This is a genomic window from Mesorhizobium loti R88b (assembly GCF_013170845.1).
Taxonomy (GTDB): Bacteria; Pseudomonadota; Alphaproteobacteria; order Rhizobiales; family Rhizobiaceae; genus Mesorhizobium; species Mesorhizobium loti_B.
This window is the reverse complement of sequence record NZ_CP033367.1, coordinates 5,228,279-5,245,963: the sequence shown is the minus strand read 5'-3', so window position 1 is coordinate 5,245,963 and position 17,685 is coordinate 5,228,279. Positions and strand designations below refer to the sequence as shown.

16 protein-coding genes are annotated in these 17,685 nt (G+C 61.0%); 8 read left to right on the top strand and 8 right to left on the bottom strand.

All coding sequences use genetic code 11. The features are described from left to right. Nucleotides 1-140: 140 nt before the first annotated feature. Nucleotides 141-1,322 (bottom strand): cystathionine beta-lyase, encoded by a 1,182-nt coding sequence (locus tag EB235_RS25720; protein ID WP_027034588.1) that lies wholly within the window; start codon nucleotides 1,320-1,322, stop codon nucleotides 141-143. A gap of 571 nt (nucleotides 1,323-1,893) precedes the next feature. Between EB235_RS25720 and EB235_RS25715 the strand changes: the two genes are divergently transcribed. The 6 genes from EB235_RS25715 (at nucleotide 1,894) to EB235_RS25690 (ending at nucleotide 7,782) form a co-directional block, all read left to right on the top strand. After that, nucleotides 1,894-2,922, top strand: a complete 1,029-nt coding sequence (locus EB235_RS25715) for an amino acid ABC transporter substrate-binding protein (protein WP_027034589.1) — start codon at nucleotides 1,894-1,896, stop codon at nucleotides 2,920-2,922. 63 nt (nucleotides 2,923-2,985) lie between these two features. After that, the gene (locus EB235_RS25710) at nucleotides 2,986-4,173 is read left to right on the top strand and encodes an amino acid ABC transporter permease (protein ID WP_027034590.1); all 1,188 of its coding nucleotides are present in this window, start codon (nucleotides 2,986-2,988) and stop codon (nucleotides 4,171-4,173) included. 4 nt (nucleotides 4,174-4,177) lie between these two features. Further along, a complete protein-coding gene (locus tag EB235_RS25705) occupies nucleotides 4,178-5,335 on the top strand; it encodes an amino acid ABC transporter permease (protein WP_027034591.1) in 1,158 nt (385 codons plus the stop codon). Between the two features lie 137 nt (nucleotides 5,336-5,472). Continuing rightward, the gene (locus tag EB235_RS25700) at nucleotides 5,473-6,222 is read left to right on the top strand and encodes an amino acid ABC transporter ATP-binding protein (protein WP_031240865.1); all 750 of its coding nucleotides are present in this window, start codon (nucleotides 5,473-5,475) and stop codon (nucleotides 6,220-6,222) included. A gap of 116 nt (nucleotides 6,223-6,338) precedes the next feature. Continuing rightward, nucleotides 6,339-7,007 carry a TIGR02117 family protein gene (locus tag EB235_RS25695; RefSeq protein WP_027034593.1) on the top strand — a complete coding sequence of 223 codons (669 nt, stop codon included), beginning with the start codon at nucleotides 6,339-6,341 and terminating at the stop codon, nucleotides 7,005-7,007. A 67-nt stretch (nucleotides 7,008-7,074) separates the two neighbouring features. Next, nucleotides 7,075-7,782, top strand: a complete 708-nt coding sequence (locus EB235_RS25690; protein WP_027034594.1) for a hypothetical protein — start codon at nucleotides 7,075-7,077, stop codon at nucleotides 7,780-7,782. A gap of 61 nt (nucleotides 7,783-7,843) precedes the next feature. Here EB235_RS25690 and EB235_RS25685 read toward each other — a convergent pair whose 3' ends face one another. Both EB235_RS25685 and EB235_RS25680 read right to left on the bottom strand, forming a co-directional pair. Next, nucleotides 7,844-9,079: an FAD-dependent monooxygenase gene (locus tag EB235_RS25685; RefSeq protein WP_027034595.1), complete on the bottom strand. Its 1,236-nt coding sequence runs from the start codon at nucleotides 9,077-9,079 to the stop codon at nucleotides 7,844-7,846. A 19-nt stretch (nucleotides 9,080-9,098) separates the two neighbouring features. After that, on the bottom strand, nucleotides 9,099-9,344 hold the full coding sequence (locus EB235_RS25680) for a zinc-finger domain-containing protein (RefSeq protein ID WP_027034596.1): 246 nt from the start codon (nucleotides 9,342-9,344) through the stop codon (nucleotides 9,099-9,101). A gap of 229 nt (nucleotides 9,345-9,573) precedes the next feature. Here EB235_RS25680 and EB235_RS25675 point away from each other — a divergent pair, with 229 nt between their 5' ends. Further along, a complete protein-coding gene (locus EB235_RS25675) occupies nucleotides 9,574-11,775 on the top strand; it encodes an RNA degradosome polyphosphate kinase (RefSeq protein WP_027034597.1) in 2,202 nt (733 codons plus the stop codon). After that, a complete protein-coding gene (gene ppx, locus EB235_RS25670) occupies nucleotides 11,775-13,310 on the top strand; it encodes an exopolyphosphatase (protein WP_027034598.1) in 1,536 nt (511 codons plus the stop codon). Before EB235_RS25675 ends, ppx begins: the two co-directional genes overlap by 1 nt. Before the next feature lie 8 nt (nucleotides 13,311-13,318). Here ppx and EB235_RS25665 read toward each other — a convergent pair whose 3' ends face one another. From EB235_RS25665 to EB235_RS25645, 5 genes are all read right to left on the bottom strand, one after another. After that, nucleotides 13,319-13,723 (bottom strand): DoxX family protein, encoded by a 405-nt coding sequence (locus tag EB235_RS25665; protein ID WP_027034599.1) that lies wholly within the window; start codon nucleotides 13,721-13,723, stop codon nucleotides 13,319-13,321. Nucleotides 13,724-13,878: 155 nt separating this feature from the next. After that, nucleotides 13,879-14,298, bottom strand: a complete 420-nt coding sequence (locus tag EB235_RS25660) for a DoxX family protein (RefSeq protein ID WP_027034600.1) — start codon at nucleotides 14,296-14,298, stop codon at nucleotides 13,879-13,881. Between the two features lie 178 nt (nucleotides 14,299-14,476). Next, the gene (gene fumC, locus EB235_RS25655; protein ID WP_027034601.1) at nucleotides 14,477-15,874 is read right to left on the bottom strand and encodes a class II fumarate hydratase; all 1,398 of its coding nucleotides are present in this window, start codon (nucleotides 15,872-15,874) and stop codon (nucleotides 14,477-14,479) included. A gap of 120 nt (nucleotides 15,875-15,994) precedes the next feature. Further along, the gene (locus EB235_RS25650) at nucleotides 15,995-16,981 is read right to left on the bottom strand and encodes a glycosyltransferase family 10 domain-containing protein (RefSeq protein ID WP_027034602.1); all 987 of its coding nucleotides are present in this window, start codon (nucleotides 16,979-16,981) and stop codon (nucleotides 15,995-15,997) included. A 122-nt stretch (nucleotides 16,982-17,103) separates the two neighbouring features. Further along, nucleotides 17,104-17,655 carry a DUF805 domain-containing protein gene (locus tag EB235_RS25645; protein WP_051429826.1) on the bottom strand — a complete coding sequence of 184 codons (552 nt, stop codon included), beginning with the start codon at nucleotides 17,653-17,655 and terminating at the stop codon, nucleotides 17,104-17,106. Nucleotides 17,656-17,685: the final 30 nt, after the last annotated feature.

The following is a 17,685-nucleotide window of genomic DNA, read 5'->3' as shown; positions in this document are numbered from 1 at the left end:
GCAAAGTAACGGCCCGGGAGAATAATAGTGCGCCCAGCACCTTGCGGGGATGCGGCGAGCGGCTTGCGCTTTGTCATCAGCGTCAAGGCCTTGCGGCCGTTTGCTGACTCTGTGCGGCAGTCAGCCCGGTTGCGCCATCATCATCCGGCGGCTGCAGCCAGCCCGCGCAGGATGTCGGCCTTCAGGTCGTCGACATCCTCGAGGCCGATCTGCAGGCGGATCAATGGGCCTTCATGAGGGGCTTTCGCAACGACGCGATCGCCAAGCCAGACCGGCACAGCAAGGCTCTCATAGCCACCCCAGGAATAGCCGAGCCCGAAGATCCGCAGCGCGTCGAGGAAGGCGTGCTGCTCCTTCTGGCCGCCGCCGGCAAGCACGATGGAAAAGATGCCGCTCGAACCGCAGAAGTCGCGCTTCCACAAATCGTAATCCGGGTGGCTGGGAAGGGCAGGGTGGAGCACGCGCGCTACGCCCTTCTGGCCTTCGAGCCACGATGCTATGGCAAGCGCGCTGCGCTGGTGATGCTCCAGGCGCACACCCATGGTGCGGAGGCCGCGCAGCACCTGATAGACATCGTCAGGTCCAGCACAGCAGCCAAGCGTGCAAAAACTCTCATAGAGCTGTTTCCAGTGGCTCTCATTGGCCGAGACCGTGCCGAGCAGCACGTCGGAATGGCCGGCCGGATACTTCGTCGCCGCGTGGATGGAGATGTCGACACCGTGGTCCAGCGGCCGGAAGTAGAGCGGCGTCGCCCAGGTGTTGTCCATCATCACGATGGCGCCGGCCGCATGCGCCGCCTTGGCGATGGCCGGGATGTCCTGCACTTCGAACGTGTTGGAGGCCGGCGATTCCGTGAACACGACCCTGGTGTTGGGCTTGATCAAGGCGGCGATATCGGCGCCGACATGGGAATCATAGTACTCCACCTCGACGCCGAGCCGCTTCAGCATCGTGTCGGCGAAATTACGGGTCGGATGATAGACGCTGTCGACGATCAGCAGATGATCGCCCGCCGATACGAAGGCGAGCAACGGAATGGTCACCGCCGCAAGCCCGGACGGCACCACGATCGTGCCGGCCGAGCCTTCCAGCGCGTCAATAGCATGGGCAAGGGCGTCCGTCGTCGGCGTGCCACGTGTGCCGTAAGTGTATTTCTGGTTGCGGTCCGCCATTGCGGCTGCATTGCGAAACAGCACGGTCGAGGCGTGCACGACAGGCGGATTGACGAAGCCGAAATAGTCGTGCGGGTTGTTGCCTGAATGGGCGAGCCGCGTGTTGATGCCCATTTTGCCGGAAACCTGCTCGTTGCCGTCTTTTGCCATTCGTCATTGCCTCTTCTGGTAAGCCGTTAGCCATAGTGCGGCGGCATGGGCCGCGCAACCGCATGGCGTTCGCCAGGAAACGGACTTCGGATGTGCCAATTTCTTCGGCAAAAACCATCGTCTTCTTCGGCAAAGGCCATCGTCGGACTGTGCCTCTGCCTCTTCAGACGGCGACTTCCGATCGCGCCTGGCCAAGCAGAGAACAGTGCTGGTCACACAAATCCATCGCAGGAAGAGCGGTAACGAAGAGTAATTGCGGCACGCGGATTACACCGACAATGCCCAATTGGCTGGGCAATGAGCTTTGCCGACTTTATTGGCGCTTCTGACTAAATCGCGGGTGCGTTTGTCTGCGATTCAGGCATTTCAGGCAATCGATTTTCAAACGCGGTCGGATTCGGTCATTTCCCTTGACCTCACGGGAATTATCGCCTTCGATGCCATTCGTGAATGGGAGGCGGCGCGTCGGTTACGATGCGGGGTTCCGGGAATGGGCCGGGATGGGAGCTGCGTTCACATGGGAAAAAGAATCAGGGTTTGCCTGAAAAACAGAGAAAAGGGTCTGTGGGTCATGAAACATATTGCTATCGGCATTCTTGGCGCCGCTACGCTTGGATTGATGGCGTCGGCCGCGTCGGCCACGACGCTCGATACCGTCAAGGCGAAGGGCTTCATCCAGTGCGGCGTCTCGACTGGTCTGGCCGGCTTCTCGGCGCCGGACGACAAGGGCGACTGGCAAGGCATCGATGCGGATTTCTGCCGCGCTGTGGCCGCCGCTGTCTTCGGTGACGGCACCAAGGTCAAGTTCACGCCGCTCAGCGCCAAGGAGCGCTTCACCGCCTTGCAGTCCGGCGAGGTCGACATCCTCTCGCGCAACACCACCTGGACCATCAACCGCGACACCGCACTTGGCCTGAATTTTGTCGGCGTCACCTACTATGACGGCCAGGGCTTCATGATCAATGCCAAGAAGCTGCCGGGCGTCAATTCCGCGTTGCAGCTGTCGGGCGCCGCCGTCTGCGTGCAGAGCGGTACGACCACCGAGCTCAACCTCGCCGACTACTTCAAGGCCAACAAGATGGAGTACAATCCGGTCGTCTTCGAGAAGCTCGAAGAGGTCAACGCCGCTTATGACGCGGGCCGCTGCGACGTTTACACCACCGATCAGTCGGGCCTTTACGGTATCCGCCTGACGCTGGCGTCACCGGCCGATCATGTCGTGCTGCCCGAGATCATCTCGAAGGAGCCGCTCGGCCCGGCAGTGCGCCAGGGCGACGACCAGTGGTACCACATCGTCAAGTGGACCTATTTCGCGCTGTTGCAGGCGGAAGAGCTCGGCATCACCAAGGCCAATGTCGATGAGATGAAGAACTCGCCCAGCCCGGAGATCAAGCGTGTGCTCGGCCAGGAAGCCGACACCAAGATCGGTACCGATCTCGGCGTTTCCAACGACTGGGTCGTCAACATCGTCAAGGCCGTCGGCAATTACGGAGAACTGTTCGACCGCAATGTCGGCTCGGGTAGCCCGCTCAAGATCGCCCGCGGCATCAACGCGCTGTGGACCAAGGGCGGCCTGCAATACGCTCCGCCGATCCGCTGACCGAAATGTGATCCGGGAGGCAGATCGTCTGCCTCCCGGTTTCTCTTTCCAGGGGATGGTCGAATGGCATCGCAGGAAGTTCTTCGCGAGGCGCCAAGTCGCGCTTCTCTTATAAACGATCCCAAAGTCCGCAGCATTTTCTATCAATGCCTGGTCGTTGGTTTGCTGGTGTCGGGTGTCTGGTGGATTGTCCACAACACCATCGTCAACCTCACCAACCTTCACATTGCCTCCGGCTTCGGCTTTCTGAGGGGCCGCGCCGGTTTCGACATCTCTGACACGCCCATCGCCTATACGTCGGACTCAACCTATTTCCGCGCGATCGTTGTCGGCTTGATCAACACGTTGATCGTCGCTTTTGTCGGCATCATCACCGCCACCATCATCGGTTTCATCGTCGGCATCGGCCGGCTGTCGAAAAACTGGCTGATCCAGAAGATCTGCACCGTCTATGTCGAGGTGTTCCGCAACATCCCGCCGCTGCTGGTCATCTTCTTCTGGTATTCCGGCGTGCTGGCCGTGCTGCCGGCGCCGCGTGACAGCTATCACCTGCCTTTCGGATCCTTCCTCAACCAGCGCGGCATCTATTTTCCGCGCGCTATCTGGGGCGACGGCTCCTGGTTGATCCTGGTGGGTCTCCTTGTCGGCATCGCCATGTCTTGGTTCGTCGCCCGCAAGGCCAAGCAGCGGCAGATGGCGACCGGCCAGCAATTCCCTGTGTTCTGGACATCTCTGGCGCTGATTGTCGGCCTGCCGCTGCTCGCCTATGTGCTGAGCGGCTTTCCGGTGACCTTCGATTTTCCCAAGCAGTCGACCTTCAACCTGAGCGGCGGTTTCGTCGTCAAGCCGGAGTTTCTGTCGCTCTATCTGGCGCTTTCGTTTTATACCGCCGCTTTCATCTCCGAGATCGTGCGCGCCGGCATTCGCGGCGTTGCCAAGGGCCAGAGCGAAGCCTCGGCAGCACTTGGCCTGCGTTCCGGCCAGGCGTTGCGACTGGTGGTCGTGCCGCAGGCGATGCGCATCGTCATTCCGCCACTGGCCAGCCAGTATCTCAACCTGACCAAGAATTCCTCGCTCGCCATCGCCATCGGCTATCCCGACCTGACGGCGACGGCCGGCACGGTGCTCAACCAGACCGGTCAGGCGGTGGAATGCGTGGTCATCATGATGGTGATCTATCTGACCATCAGCATTTTGACCTCGCTGCTGATGAACTGGTTCAATGCCAAAATGGCGCTGGTGGAGAGGTAGGGACATGCAAGAACATGATATGTCCTGGGTACGCACCGAAATGATGCTGGCGCAACCGGCGCCAGCCGGCGTAACAGGCGTCGGCGCGTGGGTGCGAAGGAACCTGATCGCCTCGACAGCCGATACCATTATGACCATAATCGGTATCGCGCTGGTGGTGATGATCCTCCCGCAAATCATCAACTGGGCGTTCATCAACGCTGTGTGGACAGGGCCGAACCGGAGCGTATGCGCCACGGTAACGCAAGGCGGAATTCAGCCGGACGGCTGGTCTGGCGCCTGCTGGGCCTTTGTGAACGCCAAGTTCGGTCAGTTCATGTTCGGAACCTATCCGATAGAGGAACGCTGGCGGCCGATCCTGGTTGGCATACTGCTCGTCGTGCTTATGGTGCCGATGCTGATGCCGAGCGTGCCGCGCAAGGGTCTCAACGCTCTGCTGCTGATTGTCGGTTTGCCTGTTGTGGCGTTCTTCCTGCTGGTGGGCGGCGTTTTCGGTCTGGAACATGTCGAAACCGCGCGCTGGGGCGGCTTGCTGGTAACGCTGTCGCTGTCTTTCGTGGCCATTGTCGTGTCGTTGCCGCTTGGCATCGTGCTGGCGCTTGGCCGGCGTTCCAAGATGCCGATCGTCAAGATGCTGTGCGTCATCTTCATCGAAGCCGTACGCGGTATTCCGCTGATCACCGTTCTGTTCATGGCCAGCGTCATGCTGCCGTTGTTCCTGCCGCCGGGCGTCACTTTCGACAAGTACCTGCGCGCGCTTATCGGCGTGTCGCTGTTTGCGGCCGCCTATATGGCCGAAGTGGTGCGCGGCGGCCTGCAGGCGATCCCCAAGGGTCAATATGAAGGCGCCGATTCGCTTGGTCTCGGCTATTGGCAGAAGATGTACTTTATCGTCATGCCGCAGGCGCTGAAACTGGTCATCCCGGGCATCGTCAACACCTTCATCGGCATGTTCAAGGACACCAGCTTGGTCACCATCATCTCGATGTTCGACCTGCTTGGCATCGTGAAGCAGAATTTCGCCGACGCCAACTGGGCGTCGGCACAGACGGCCAAGTCGGGTCTGATCTTCGCCGCCTTCGTATTCTGGCTGTTCTGCTTCGGCATGTCGCGCTATTCCATGTACACTGAACGCCGGCTCGACACCGGCCACAAACGCTGATGCATGTCGCCCAAAGGTGTGTTGCGGTTTTGGGATAACGAGATGCATCATAACCAAAGACAAAAAAACAAGGGGACCCTGTCATGGCCACCGAAAATGCCGTCAGCGCGGAAGAGATCAAGGTCAACGCCGCCAAGATGCACATCTCGACCACCGATGTCGCCATCGACATCATCGCCATGCACAAATGGTATGGCGAGTTCCATGTGCTGAAGGACATTAATCTCAAGGTGATGCGCGGCGAGCGCATCGTCATCTGCGGGCCGTCAGGCTCCGGCAAGTCGACCATGATCCGTTGCATCAACCGGCTGGAAGAACACCAGAAGGGCAAGATCATCGTCGACGGCAAGGAACTCACCAACGATCTCAAGAAGATCGACGAGGTGCGCCGCGAGGTCGGCATGGTGTTCCAGCACTTCAACCTGTTCCCGCATCTGACCATCCTGGAGAACTGCACGCTGGCGCCGATCTGGGTGCGCAAGACGCCGAAGAAACAGGCCGAGGAAATCGCCATGCATTTCCTCAAGCGCGTGAAAATCCCGGAGCAGGCCAACAAATATCCCGGCCAGCTGTCCGGCGGCCAGCAGCAGCGCGTGGCGATCGCCCGCTCGCTGTGCATGAATCCACGCATCATGCTGTTCGATGAGCCGACTTCGGCGCTCGATCCCGAAATGATCAAGGAAGTGCTGGAGACCATGGTTGGCCTCGCGGAAGAGGGCATGACCATGCTGTGCGTGACCCACGAAATGGGTTTTGCCCGCAAGGTCGCCAACCGGGTGATCTTCATGGATCAGGGCCAGATCGTCGAGCAGAACACGCCGGCCGAGTTCTTCGACCATCCGCGCCATGAGCGCACAAAACTGTTCCTCAGCCAGATCCTGCATTAGGCCTTTCAGTGAACTGTGGAGAGTCCGGCTGAAACAGTGCCGGGCTCTTTTGCGTATGAGTGAGCAGGAGGCGGGCGGTTCGTGTCGCGCCGCATGCATTTGCAGGGCCGCCATTCATGAAAAAGCTCGGCCGTTTTCTTGGTGTGTTGTTGATCGCGGTCGCGCTCGCGGTGACGCTCGGCACTTTGGTGCCACGACCGCTTTGGCAAACTGCCGTCGACAAATCAGCGACGCGTCATATCCTTGTGCTGAAGAACCCGATCCATACCGACATCGCCATTCCGCTGGACGATTCGGTGCGGCAGCGCTTTCATTTTCTGGTCGAAGCCGGCATCCCGGCCGACATCCCTGAGGTGCGCTATATCGTCTTTGGCTGGGGCGGCCGAGCCTTCTATCTGGAGACACCGACGTGGTCTGAGCTTAAGGCCGTGCCGGTGATGAAAGCACTGACCCTCGACGCATCGGTAATGCATGTCTATGTCGCCGGCGATATCGTCGAGCCGCATCCCGATGTCGCCGGCTTCGACATTGGTGACGATCAGTTCGCGGCACTGCTCGATTTCATACAGGCCAGTTTTCAGCAGGGGCCGGACGGTCCGATCCATATCCCGAACGCCGCCTATTCGAAATTCGATGGCTTCTTCGAAGCCAATGGCCATTTCAACGCGCTGGTCGGCTGCAACACCTGGACGGCGGCGGCGCTGCGCACAGCCGGGCTGCGCACAGGCTGGTGGAACCCACTACCGGTGTCGCTGGGGTGGTCGCTGAAGCTGTACAACAGGTGATATGCATGCACGCGCTGTTAGTTTTTATATGTAGAAATACATATCTGGCGACGGCGCGGAGAGTGTTGTGTCTTTTTTTGATGCGCTTATAAAATATTTTGTTGGCGGATTCGTTTTCTATATAAAACCGGGTGCCGTCATTCGTAAAATATCAGAGCGAGACGATACCTGGTGCGCGATCGCAGCCATCGCTGCTATATTCGCACTTGCTCAACAGTGCGTAGGATACCTGGATTTCCTAGGTCACTGGAGCAATTCAGTCCCGCATTTCCCGATTTTCTATAAGTTCATTTCAAATTTGGCGATAGCCATTGTTGCTTCCGTAGTCATCTTTCTATTCTCCCGTGTGACAGTGGCAGGTGCCGACTTCAAGGCCATCTGTCGCGGGGTGATTTTAAAATTTCCCATTGCGGTAGCATTTTCGCTGTCGGTACTGGGCATAAAATACGCTGCAGTCGGCTTTTTGAGCCTGCTGCCAAAAGAAACTGGAATGACGATCGGCTGGTATTTGTTTGCAGCCGTTGTGGTGGTGCTTGGTCCTCCTATCAAAGGATTGCAGGTGCTGAGCGCATACGGTGTCTCAAGCTTCTCGTCGATCGCAATCGCGGTTCAACTCGTCCTCGTATCGAAGCATGCATTGAGAGCGAATGTTTTCGTGGCTGTGGCGGTAACTTTGGCTGCCGCGATGGCGTGCTCCGTTGCGGCCGCCCTGATTTTTTTCGCGTGCTATCACCACATCTACTGGAATATGACGCCGGGTGCTTTGTTCTCGTGACGCATCTTCGAGAGCTTTGGAGCAGCAGAGAAGGGACCGATTGCCCGCAGCTCCAGGACGATCAGCGCCTCACAACCTTCCGTTCCTCCCAGCCATAAAGCCAGTCGAGATCGGCCGCGAGCCTTTCTCCCGACCGTGTCGCCAGGATAAGATTGCGGACCATCGCCACCGACCCCCGGGCGTGCCAGGCGAGCCGGTTGAGCGCGCCGCGTTTCAGCACCTTCTCGATCCGTGGCCGCCTCAGATTTTCCCACATGGTCAGGCTTTGCCGCGGGTCGCCGCGAAAGTCGGCAACCAGATTGGCAAGCATGGCGGCATCCTCGATTCCCATCGCCGCGCCCTGCGCCGCGAACGGCGTCATGGCATGCGCCGCATCCCCGATCAGCGCGATGCCCTGAGGCGTCGTCCAGCGCCGCTGCTCGACAGTGTGGATCGGGAACGCCGTCCATGGGCCGGCGAGCGCGACGAGCCTCGTCAGCGCTGGCGCCGTGCCGCGCATGGCGCCGGAGAGGATGCCGGGATCGGCATGGCGTGACCAGCCTTCGGCGATGCGCTCGCCCTTGGTGAACGCGGCTAGGTTGAAGGCGCTGCCCTTGCTCACCGGATAGGCGACCATGTGGAAGCCGGGATGCAGAAAGGTGGTGACGCAGCCGCCGGCGCCGAGCGCCGCAAAAGCCTCTCCGGCGGCGTTATCAGCCGCGACCGTCGCGCGCCAAGCCAACTCGCCCGAGAAGCGGTTTGTCCCGAAACCTGCCTCCTCGGCGGCAAGTCTCCCGCGTACCGAAGACCAGACACCGTCGGCGCCGACCAGGATACCAGCGGCGGCTTCGGTGCTTCGGCCGTCGATTTCGGCGGTGACGGCAATGCTTTCCGGCGTTACGGCGATGTTCGTCACCCGCGCCCCGGTAACGAGTTCGATATCGGACCGATCGGTGATCCGGGTCGTCAGCGCCGCCTGCAGGTCGGCCCGGTGCGCGACGAGATAGGGCGCCCCCCAGCGGCTTTCACCCGCTTGCCCAAGTGGCACGCGCGCCAGTTCGCGCAACGTCCTTGCGTCCTTCAGCACCACGGCCTCCGGCCGCACCGCCGCCGGCAGCAGCCGGTCGAGCACGCCGAGCTGGCGAAGGATGCGTGTTGCGTTGGGAGAAAGTTGGATGCCGGCGCCTGCCGCTTCCAGGCGATGTGCCTGTTCGAAAAGCTGTACAGGGTAGCCGCGTTCCGCAAAGGCAAGCGCAGCGGTCAGCCCTGCTATGCCCGCTCCGGCGATGACGACTTGCCGGGAGCGCCGATCGTCCATCAGGTCTGTCGCGAAGGAATCAGGCGGCCAGGTCGATGTAGAGGCAGCCGGCCGGCACCGTTTCCGTCGCCTTTAGCTTCGGCGAATAGCGATAGAGCGTCGAGCAATAGGGGCAGACCTTCTCATTGTCGTCGCCCATGTCGAGAAACACATGCGGGTGGTCGAAAGGCGGATTGGCGCCCGTACACATGAATTCCTTGACCCCGATGTCGATCGCCGGATGGCCGGCATCGTTCTGGAAATGGGGAATGGAACCGCCTGCCATCGTCGTCTCCTTAACGCAGTCTCGCATGCATCTGGATCATAACAGGTCTCTTTGCAAGATCGATGAAATGAAACTGTCGCAAAAGCCTGTCAGAGGATAAGTTGAGCCGGTTAAGCGTGTGACCGCGGATGCCAAGCGATTCCGCGACGGATCATGCGTCACAAAAGCATGTTAGAGCGTCCATCGCCATCTGGCGGCGCTCCCAAAGGAACGGTTGCGGGCAGGAACCATGAACGAACTGAAGCCGGTGCAGAGCGAATTCGTCAATGTCGAGGTGGCCAGTTCAGAGGGCGGCAACCCGGATCGCTTCGTCAACCGCGAGTTTTCCTGGCTGCAGTTCAACCGCCGCGTGCTTGAGGAATCGCTGAACACCCATCATCCATTGCTGGAGCGCGTCCGCTTCCTGTCGATCTCGGCAGCCAATCTCGACGAGTTCTTCATGGTGCGTGTCGCTGGCCTCGCCGGCCAGGTGCGCGAAGGAATCACGCTGAAAAGCCCCGACGGCCGCACGCCCGAGCAGCAGCTCGAACAATTGCTGCGAGAGGTCGAACGGCTGCAGGAAGACCAGCAGAAGAGCCTTTCGGCGCTGACCGTGCTGCTCAACAAGGAAGGCATCGAAAGCATTACGCGAGATGCCCTGACCAAGGACGAGAAGGTCTGGCTGGAAGACCACTTCCAGGAGCAGGTATTTCCGGTGCTCACCCCGCTGTCGATCGACCCGGCACATCCGTTCCCGTTCATTCCCAATCTCGGCTTCTCGATGGCGCTGCAATTGCGCCATCGCAAGAATGGCGAGGAGATGAGCGCGCTCTTGCGCCTGCCAGTGGCGCTGAAGCGCTTCATCCGCTTGCCCGACCGCAAGCACCATGTCCGCTTCATCCCGCTGGAAGAGGCGGTCGGTCTCTATATCGGCAAGCTGTTCCCCGGCTACGAGGTCAAGGGTTCCGGCACGTTCCGCATCATTCGAGACAGCGATATCGAGGTCGAGGAAGAGTCCGAGGATCTCGTGCGCTTGTTCGAGACGGCGCTGAAGCGTCGCCGCCGCGGTTCGGTGATCCGCATCGAATTCGACAAGCTGATGCCTGGCGAATTGCGCGACTTCGTGGCCGGCGAGCTTGGCGTGTCATCGAGCCGTATCAGCGTGCTGACCGGTCCGCTGGCGCTCAGCCAGATCTCCGAGATCGTCTCCATACCCCGCGATGATCTGAAGTTCACACCCTACAATCCGCGCTTCCCCGAGCGCATCCGTGAGCATGGCGGCGACTGCTTTGCCGCCATCCGCGAGAAGGACATCGTCGTCCACCACCCCTATGAATCCTTCGACGTCGTGGTGCAGTTCTTGCGCCAGGCAATGGCCGACCCCGAAGTGGTGGCGATCAAGCAGACGCTTTACCGCACCTCCAACGACAGCCCGATCGTGCGCGCGCTGGTCGACGCGGCCGAGGCGGGCAAGTCGGTGACCGCACTGGTCGAGTTGAAGGCGCGCTTCGACGAGGAGGCCAACATCCGCTGGGCACGCGACCTGGAACGCGCCGGCGTCCAGGTCGTGTTCGGTTTCCTCGAGCTGAAGACACATGCGAAAATGTCGCTGGTGGTGCGGCGCGAGGACGGCAAGCTGCGCAACTACGTGCATCTCGGCACCGGCAACTACCACCCGGTCACCGCGCGCATTTACACCGACCTGTCCTTCTTCACCACGGATCCGACGATCGCCCGCGACGTCGCCCAGCTCTTCAACTTCATCACCGGCTACGCCGAGCCGACCGACGAAATGCGGATCGCGATCTCGCCGTTCACACTGAGAAGCCGCATCTTGAAGCACATCGCCGACGAGGTCGCCCATGCGCTGGACGGAAAGCCGGCGCGCATCTGGATGAAGATGAACGCGCTGGTCGACCCGATCATCATCGACGCGCTCTATGATGCCAGCCGCGCCGGCGTTGAAATCGACCTCGTCGTGCGCGGCATATGCTGCCTCAGGCCCCAGGTTCCCGGCCTGTCGGAAAACATCAGGGTCAAGTCGATCGTCGGCCGGTTCCTCGAGCACAGCCGCATCTATTGCTTCGGCAATGGCCATGGCCTGCCGTCGGATGAGGCGATCGTCTACATCTCCTCGGCCGACCTGATGCCGCGCAATCTCGACCGTCGTGTCGAGACCATGGTGCCGATCACCAATCCAACTGTGCATGAACAGATCCTGGGCCAGATCATGCTGGGCAACATCATGGACAATCAGCAAAGTTTCGACGTATTGGCAGATGGAACCTCCCGGCGCGTGGTGCTGGAGGAGGGCGAAGAGCCGTTCAACGCGCAGGAATACTTCATGACCAATCCGAGCCTGTCGGGACGGGGTGACGCGCTGAAGTCGCATGCGCCCAAGCGCATTGCGCAGTTCAAGCGCCGCAAGAAGAACACCGCAGCGTCCACCTGATGTTGTCCAATTCCCAGGGCCGGCTGCAGGACCGCCGACCGCTGTCCATCATCGACATCGGATCGAATTCGATCCGTCTCGTCGTTTATGAGGGGCTGGCGCGCTCGCCAACCATGCTGTTCAACGAAAAGATGCTGGCCGGTCTCGGCCGCGGCATCGTTTCGACCGGAAAACTCGACCCCGAGGCGGTAACCCGCTCGATGGAAGAGTTCCGTCGCTTTCGCGCGTTGTCCGATCAAGCCGGCGCCGAGCACATGTATGTGCTGGCCACCGCCGCCGCGCGTGAGGCCATCAACGGTCCCGATTTCATCCACCGCGCCGAGGACGTGCTGAAGACCGAGATCCGCGTGATCAGCGGCCGCCAGGAGGCCTATTATTCGGCGCTCGGCGTCATTTCCGGCTTCCACCCGGCCAATGGCATCGCCGGCGATCTGGGCGGCGGCAGTCTCGAACTGGTTGACGTCAATGGTGAGGCGATTGGTGACGGCATTACGCTGCCGCTGGGCGGCCTGCGCCTGCAGGACATGGCCAAGAACTCGCTTGCCCAGGCGCAGAAGATCGCGCGTGACGAACTGGCGCGGGCAAAGCTGCTCAAAGGCGGGCAGGGCAGGCCCTTCTACGCCGTCGGCGGCACCTGGCGAAACCTCGCCCGCTTGCACATGGAAATGACCAACTACCCGCTTGGCGTCATGCACCACTACGAGATTGGCATCGAAAGCGCGTCCAATTTCCTGAAGCAGGTGGCGAAAGGCGAGATCGAGAAGGTCAAAGGCATCGAAGGCGTCTCGAAGAACCGCCGTTCGCTGCTGCCCTACGGCGCCATCGTGCTGCAAGAGATCATGACGGCGATGCAGCCGTCGAAGATCATCGTCTCTGCGCTCGGTGTGCGCGAGGGCTTTCTCTATTCGCTGCTCGATGCGGCCGAGCAGAAGGCCGATCCTTTGATTTCCGCCGCCGAGGAACTCGCCCGGCTGCGCTCGCGCTCGGTCACGCATGCGCATGAACTTGTCGACTGGACCGCCAAGACCTTTGCTGCCTTTGGCATCGACGAGACCGAGGACGAGGCACGCTATCGCCATGCCGCCGCATTGCTGGCCGACATAGGCTGGCGCGCGCATCCCGAATACCGCGGCAGGCAGTCGCTCAACATCATTGCGCACGCTTCCTTCTTCGGTGTCGACCATCCCGGCCGCGCGTTCCTGGCTTTGGCCAACGCCTATCGTCATGACGGCATCTTCAACGAGGCGATCGCGCCCGAGATCAAGGCGCTGGCGACGCCGCGCTACCTCGAGCGGGCGCGCGTGCTGGCGGCGATGATGCGCGTCGTTTATCTGCTGACGGCCTCGATGCCCGGCATCATGCCCAGGCTGAAATGGGAGCAGCGCGCCAACGGCGTGCTGGCGCTGGTGTTGCCGGCGCCGCTCTCCGACCTCTACGGTGAGCGTCCAGCCGGCCGGCTGGCGCAGCTGGCACGGATCACCAACCGCAGGCTGGTGCTGGCCGTGGAGGGCGGGCCGAGCGTTTCGGTGAAATAGGCGTGGTCTTAGACTGAGCCGCGCCCGTCCGCCGACCAAGCTCCGGCACCGGCCATCGCCAGCGCCAGGAAACCGCCTGCAATCGCAATGTCCTTCATCAGCATCTGCTGGTGCAGGAAGGCCAGCGTCGCATCGCCGGCGCCCTGGCCGTAGTGCCCGATGAAGCCGGCAGCGACGCAGAAGGCCGCCAGCAGTAGCGCCACGATCGGCACCTGGAAGCCGACGAGGATCAGGAACCCGGCGATCAGCTCGAACAGGCCGGTGCCCCAGGCGGCGAGCGCTGGCAGCGGCAGACCGAGGCCAGCGAAATAACTGGTTATGCCGGCGATGTTGGCCAGCGCCTGGAAACCGGACGGTACGAACAGCACGGCGAATAGCAGCCTAGAAACCAGAAGCAATGCGTTGCGGGCCATGGTCACCTCCCTTGCCGGCGCCCGATTGGGCTCGATCCGGCCGCCGCGCAGTCTATGCCTGCGAAGCCGCGGCCGAAACCGGCGCGCTAATCCAGACAACGAAAAAGCGGCGCGGAAAATTCCGCGCCGCTTTTGTCAAGGCTTGGGAGGAAGGATCAGCCGCGCTTGGCGTCGATCGAATAGGCGCCCGCGCCCGAGGAGGCGAGCAGCAGGAAGCCGCCGGTGATGGCGACGTTCTTCAGGAAATGGATCATCTGGTTCTGGTCGGCCCAACCGGTGTGGGCGACAAGAGCCGTTGCGATGGTGAACACAGCCAGCACCCAGGCGGCGATCCGGGTCTGGAAGCCGGTGAGAATGGCGAGGCCACCGAGCAGTTCGATCAGGCCGACGACAACCGCCGTGACGGTCGGAAGGGGCAGGCCCATGGCGCCGAAATAGGCAGCGGTGCCGGAAATGGCGGTGAGCTTGCCGAAACCGGAAAGCAGGAAGATGACGGCGAGCAGGATGCGGCCGAGCAGAATGGTGAGCGAGCTGCTGGACGCGGTGCCGGCGGCAGTGGAAGAGCTGATGGACATTGCTGAGTCTCCGAACGGGTTGAATGACCCGAGAGATAGACGATCGGGACTGTTCACCAAAGCTGCCTGTGCGGCGACACATTGTTCACAGTGCGCACATTTCGGAGATCGCGCAGCAAGCGCGAAATTCATGTCGAGCATGGCTTCGATGGGAGTAAAATTCTCCCGCCGGAACCGTCTACCCCGGATGCGTCATGTCCTCCGGCCGCACCAGCCGGTCATAGTCGGCTTCGCTGACCAGTCCGGTGGCCAGTGCTTCCTCGCGCAACGTCGTGCCGTTCTTGTGCGCCGTCTTCGCGATCTTGGCGGCATTGTCGTAGCCGATGGTTGGGGCCAGCGCCGTCACCAGCATCAGCGAACGGTCGAGCGCCGCCTTGATGTTGTCCTCACGGGCCTCGATGCCGACCACGCAATTGTCGGTGAAGGAGACCGAGGCGTCGGCGAGCAGCTGTACAGACTGCAGGAAGTTGTACGCCATCAGCGGATTGTAGACATTGAGCTCGAAATGGCCCTGGCTGCCGGCGAAGGTCACGGCCGCGTTGTTGCCGAACACCTGCACGCAGACCTGCGTCATCGCCTCGCACTGGGTCGGATTGACCTTGCCAGGCATGATCGACGAGCCCGGCTCGTTTTCCGGCAGCGACAATTCGCCGAGGCCCGAACGCGGGCCGGAGCCGAGGAAGCGGATGTCATTGGCAACCTTGAACAGTGCGGCGGCTGCCGCGTTGATGGCGCCGTGCGAGAACACCATGGAATCGTGTGCGGCGAGCGCCTCGAACTTGTTCGGCGCGGTGACGAAGGAAATGCCGGTAATGGCGGCGATGCGATCAGCCACCCGCTCGGCGAAGCCGACGGGCGCATTGAGGCCGGTGCCGACGGCGGTGCCGCCTTGCGCCAGCTCCTGTAGGCCGGGCAGCGTCAGTTCGATGCGCTTGATCGACGAAGCGACCTGCGCAGCGTAACCGGAAAATTCCTGGCCCAGCGTCAGCGGCGTCGCATCCTGCGTATGCGTGCGGCCGATCTTGATGATGTGGTTGAACTCCCTGCTCTTGGCGGCGAGCGCCTTGTGAAGGTGCTTCAGCGCCGGAAGAAGGTCGTGCACGATACGCTCGGCACAGGCGATGTGCATGGCCGTCGGATAGGTGTCGTTCGACGACTGGCTCATATTGACGTGATCGTTGGGGTGCACCGGCTTCTTCGAGCCCATGACACCGCCCAGCATCTCGATCGCCCGGTTGGAGATCACCTCGTTGGCGTTCATGTTGGACTGCGTGCCAGAGCCGGTCTGCCAGACCACCAGCGGGAAGTGGTCGTTGAGCTTGCCGTCGATGACCTCTTGCGCGGCGTCAATGATCGCCTTGCCGATCGCCGGATCGAGCCGCTTCAGCTCCATATTGGCTTCCGCCGCCGCCCGCTTGACGATGCCCAGCGCGCGCACGACCGAAACCGGCTGCTTTTCCCAGCCGATCTTGAAATTGCCGAGGGAACGCTGCGCCTGGGCGCCCCAATAACGGTCAGCCGCAACCTCGATGGGGCCGAACGTATCGGTTTCGGTTCTGGTCTTTTGAGCGCTCACGCGGGTTCTCCAGTCTATCGAATTCGGCAACGGCCTATCGCGTTGCACAACGGGCATCAAGCGGAGAATGTGCGGACTGAGGATGCAAATCGGTTGAAGGGTGGGCTACCTCTTCGATCATTAGCTCGGAATCCTTCCCCTCCAGCGGCGCCACTGCGTACGCAGGGAGGCGTAGCGGCCAAAAGGAAGTGTTGGCCGCGCGGATGCCGGCTTCGGCCGCTCTTCCACGCGTTGACGCACGAGGTTCATCAATCGACAGAATGGAGGGGTTTCCAGTCCGTCCAGGCGCTTGGCGATGCTGTCGGGCAACGGCTTCGAACGCCAGGCGAAATAGGCCTCGTAGTCTCGCGGCGTTTCGATCAAGTGATTGAGATAGGCTGCCAGGTCCTTGGTGTCGGGGAAAGCGCTGGCGTCGATATAAGAGTTTGCCGGGACGAACTCAGCCACGTTCGGGGCGCCAAGGTATATCGGCACCGTGCCGGCCTCGAACGCGTCGTAGATCTTCTCGGTGACGTAGTCAGGCTCGGTTGAATTTTCCAGTGCAAGGCAAAACATGTGCCGGGCAATGGTTTCGATCTTGGTCTTCCGGCCAAGATCCGGGCCGCTGATCGTTCTGCTGTGAAAGTGCCTGCCGTAGGAATCGATCTTGATATGGCGGGACAGCTGGGCGGTGAAATCGATGCGACCGCTGCGGTTCAACGGCGCGGACTGGAACAGCGCAACGGGCGCGTCCTCCGTCTTCGCGGCGATTGGTTTGGTCACCATTTCCTGCCACTCGTGAGCCAGGGGCAGATAGGGCATCCAGACGTCGGAAGATGTTTCGTGTGTCATCGTGATGTCGAAATGTTTCATGACATCCGGATTGGTGACGACGCCGTAGTTCTGGCGGCTCTCCATCGACCAGGCCACCCAATCCTGGCCGGGGTATTTGTGGGCATCGCCGAATTCGCGATAGTCCGGAATATGAAAGACCACCGCCGCCGCTTCGGAGAGCCGGCGCTTGTCGAGGGTCCACCGCCCCGGCAATTCACAATTGATCGATGCGATGTCCACGGGCTTGCGGAAGAATGTCGTGTAGAAAAGGATCAGCGGATCGTTTGACGACATGGCATCCCGATATCCGAAATACTCTGGCTGCCAGTGATTGACGCGGAATTGGAAAGCCGGTCAAGCGCAGCGGCCTGCCGCATGGCTTCCCGCTTCACGTTCGCGGAGCTCTCTTCCTTGACCTAAAGACCGCGGCGGCCAAATCCGGTGGGACCCGTGGGACGCCTCGTTTGCGGTGCCGGAGGTGCGGAATCCATCTTGCTCGCTTGCTGTTCCAGCCTGGCCGGTCGCGATTGCTGCTGAACTGAGCGTTCGGCCTTCATGCGTGAGATGTGGGCGTTGAGGTCGCTCCTCGAATCATCCGCGCCGGGTGGCGAGCCGTAGTCGTTGTTGCCGTCCGAGCCGGAGAAAAAGCCGCATTCGACGAGCACCCATAGCCCGCCGATATAGGGGATGAACAACAGCAGGGACCAACTGCCTGATTTATCCAGATCATGGTACCGCTTGATCGTTGCGGCGAAATTGATCCAGAGCGAAAGTGCGGAACCGATCAGCAGCACCAGATTGACACTCAGCCTGTCGGATTGAAACGCTCTGAGCTTTTGTCCCGCCGATATGCCCACGACATGGAAAAGGGCGGCGACGGTCACCACCAACAGGACCAGGACTGCGAGCTGGGCCAACCACCATTGCCCGCGCCCGATGCGCCCGGAAAATCCAAACAGAAGATTCATCTACAACCCCATCGGCAGCGAGGGTAATAT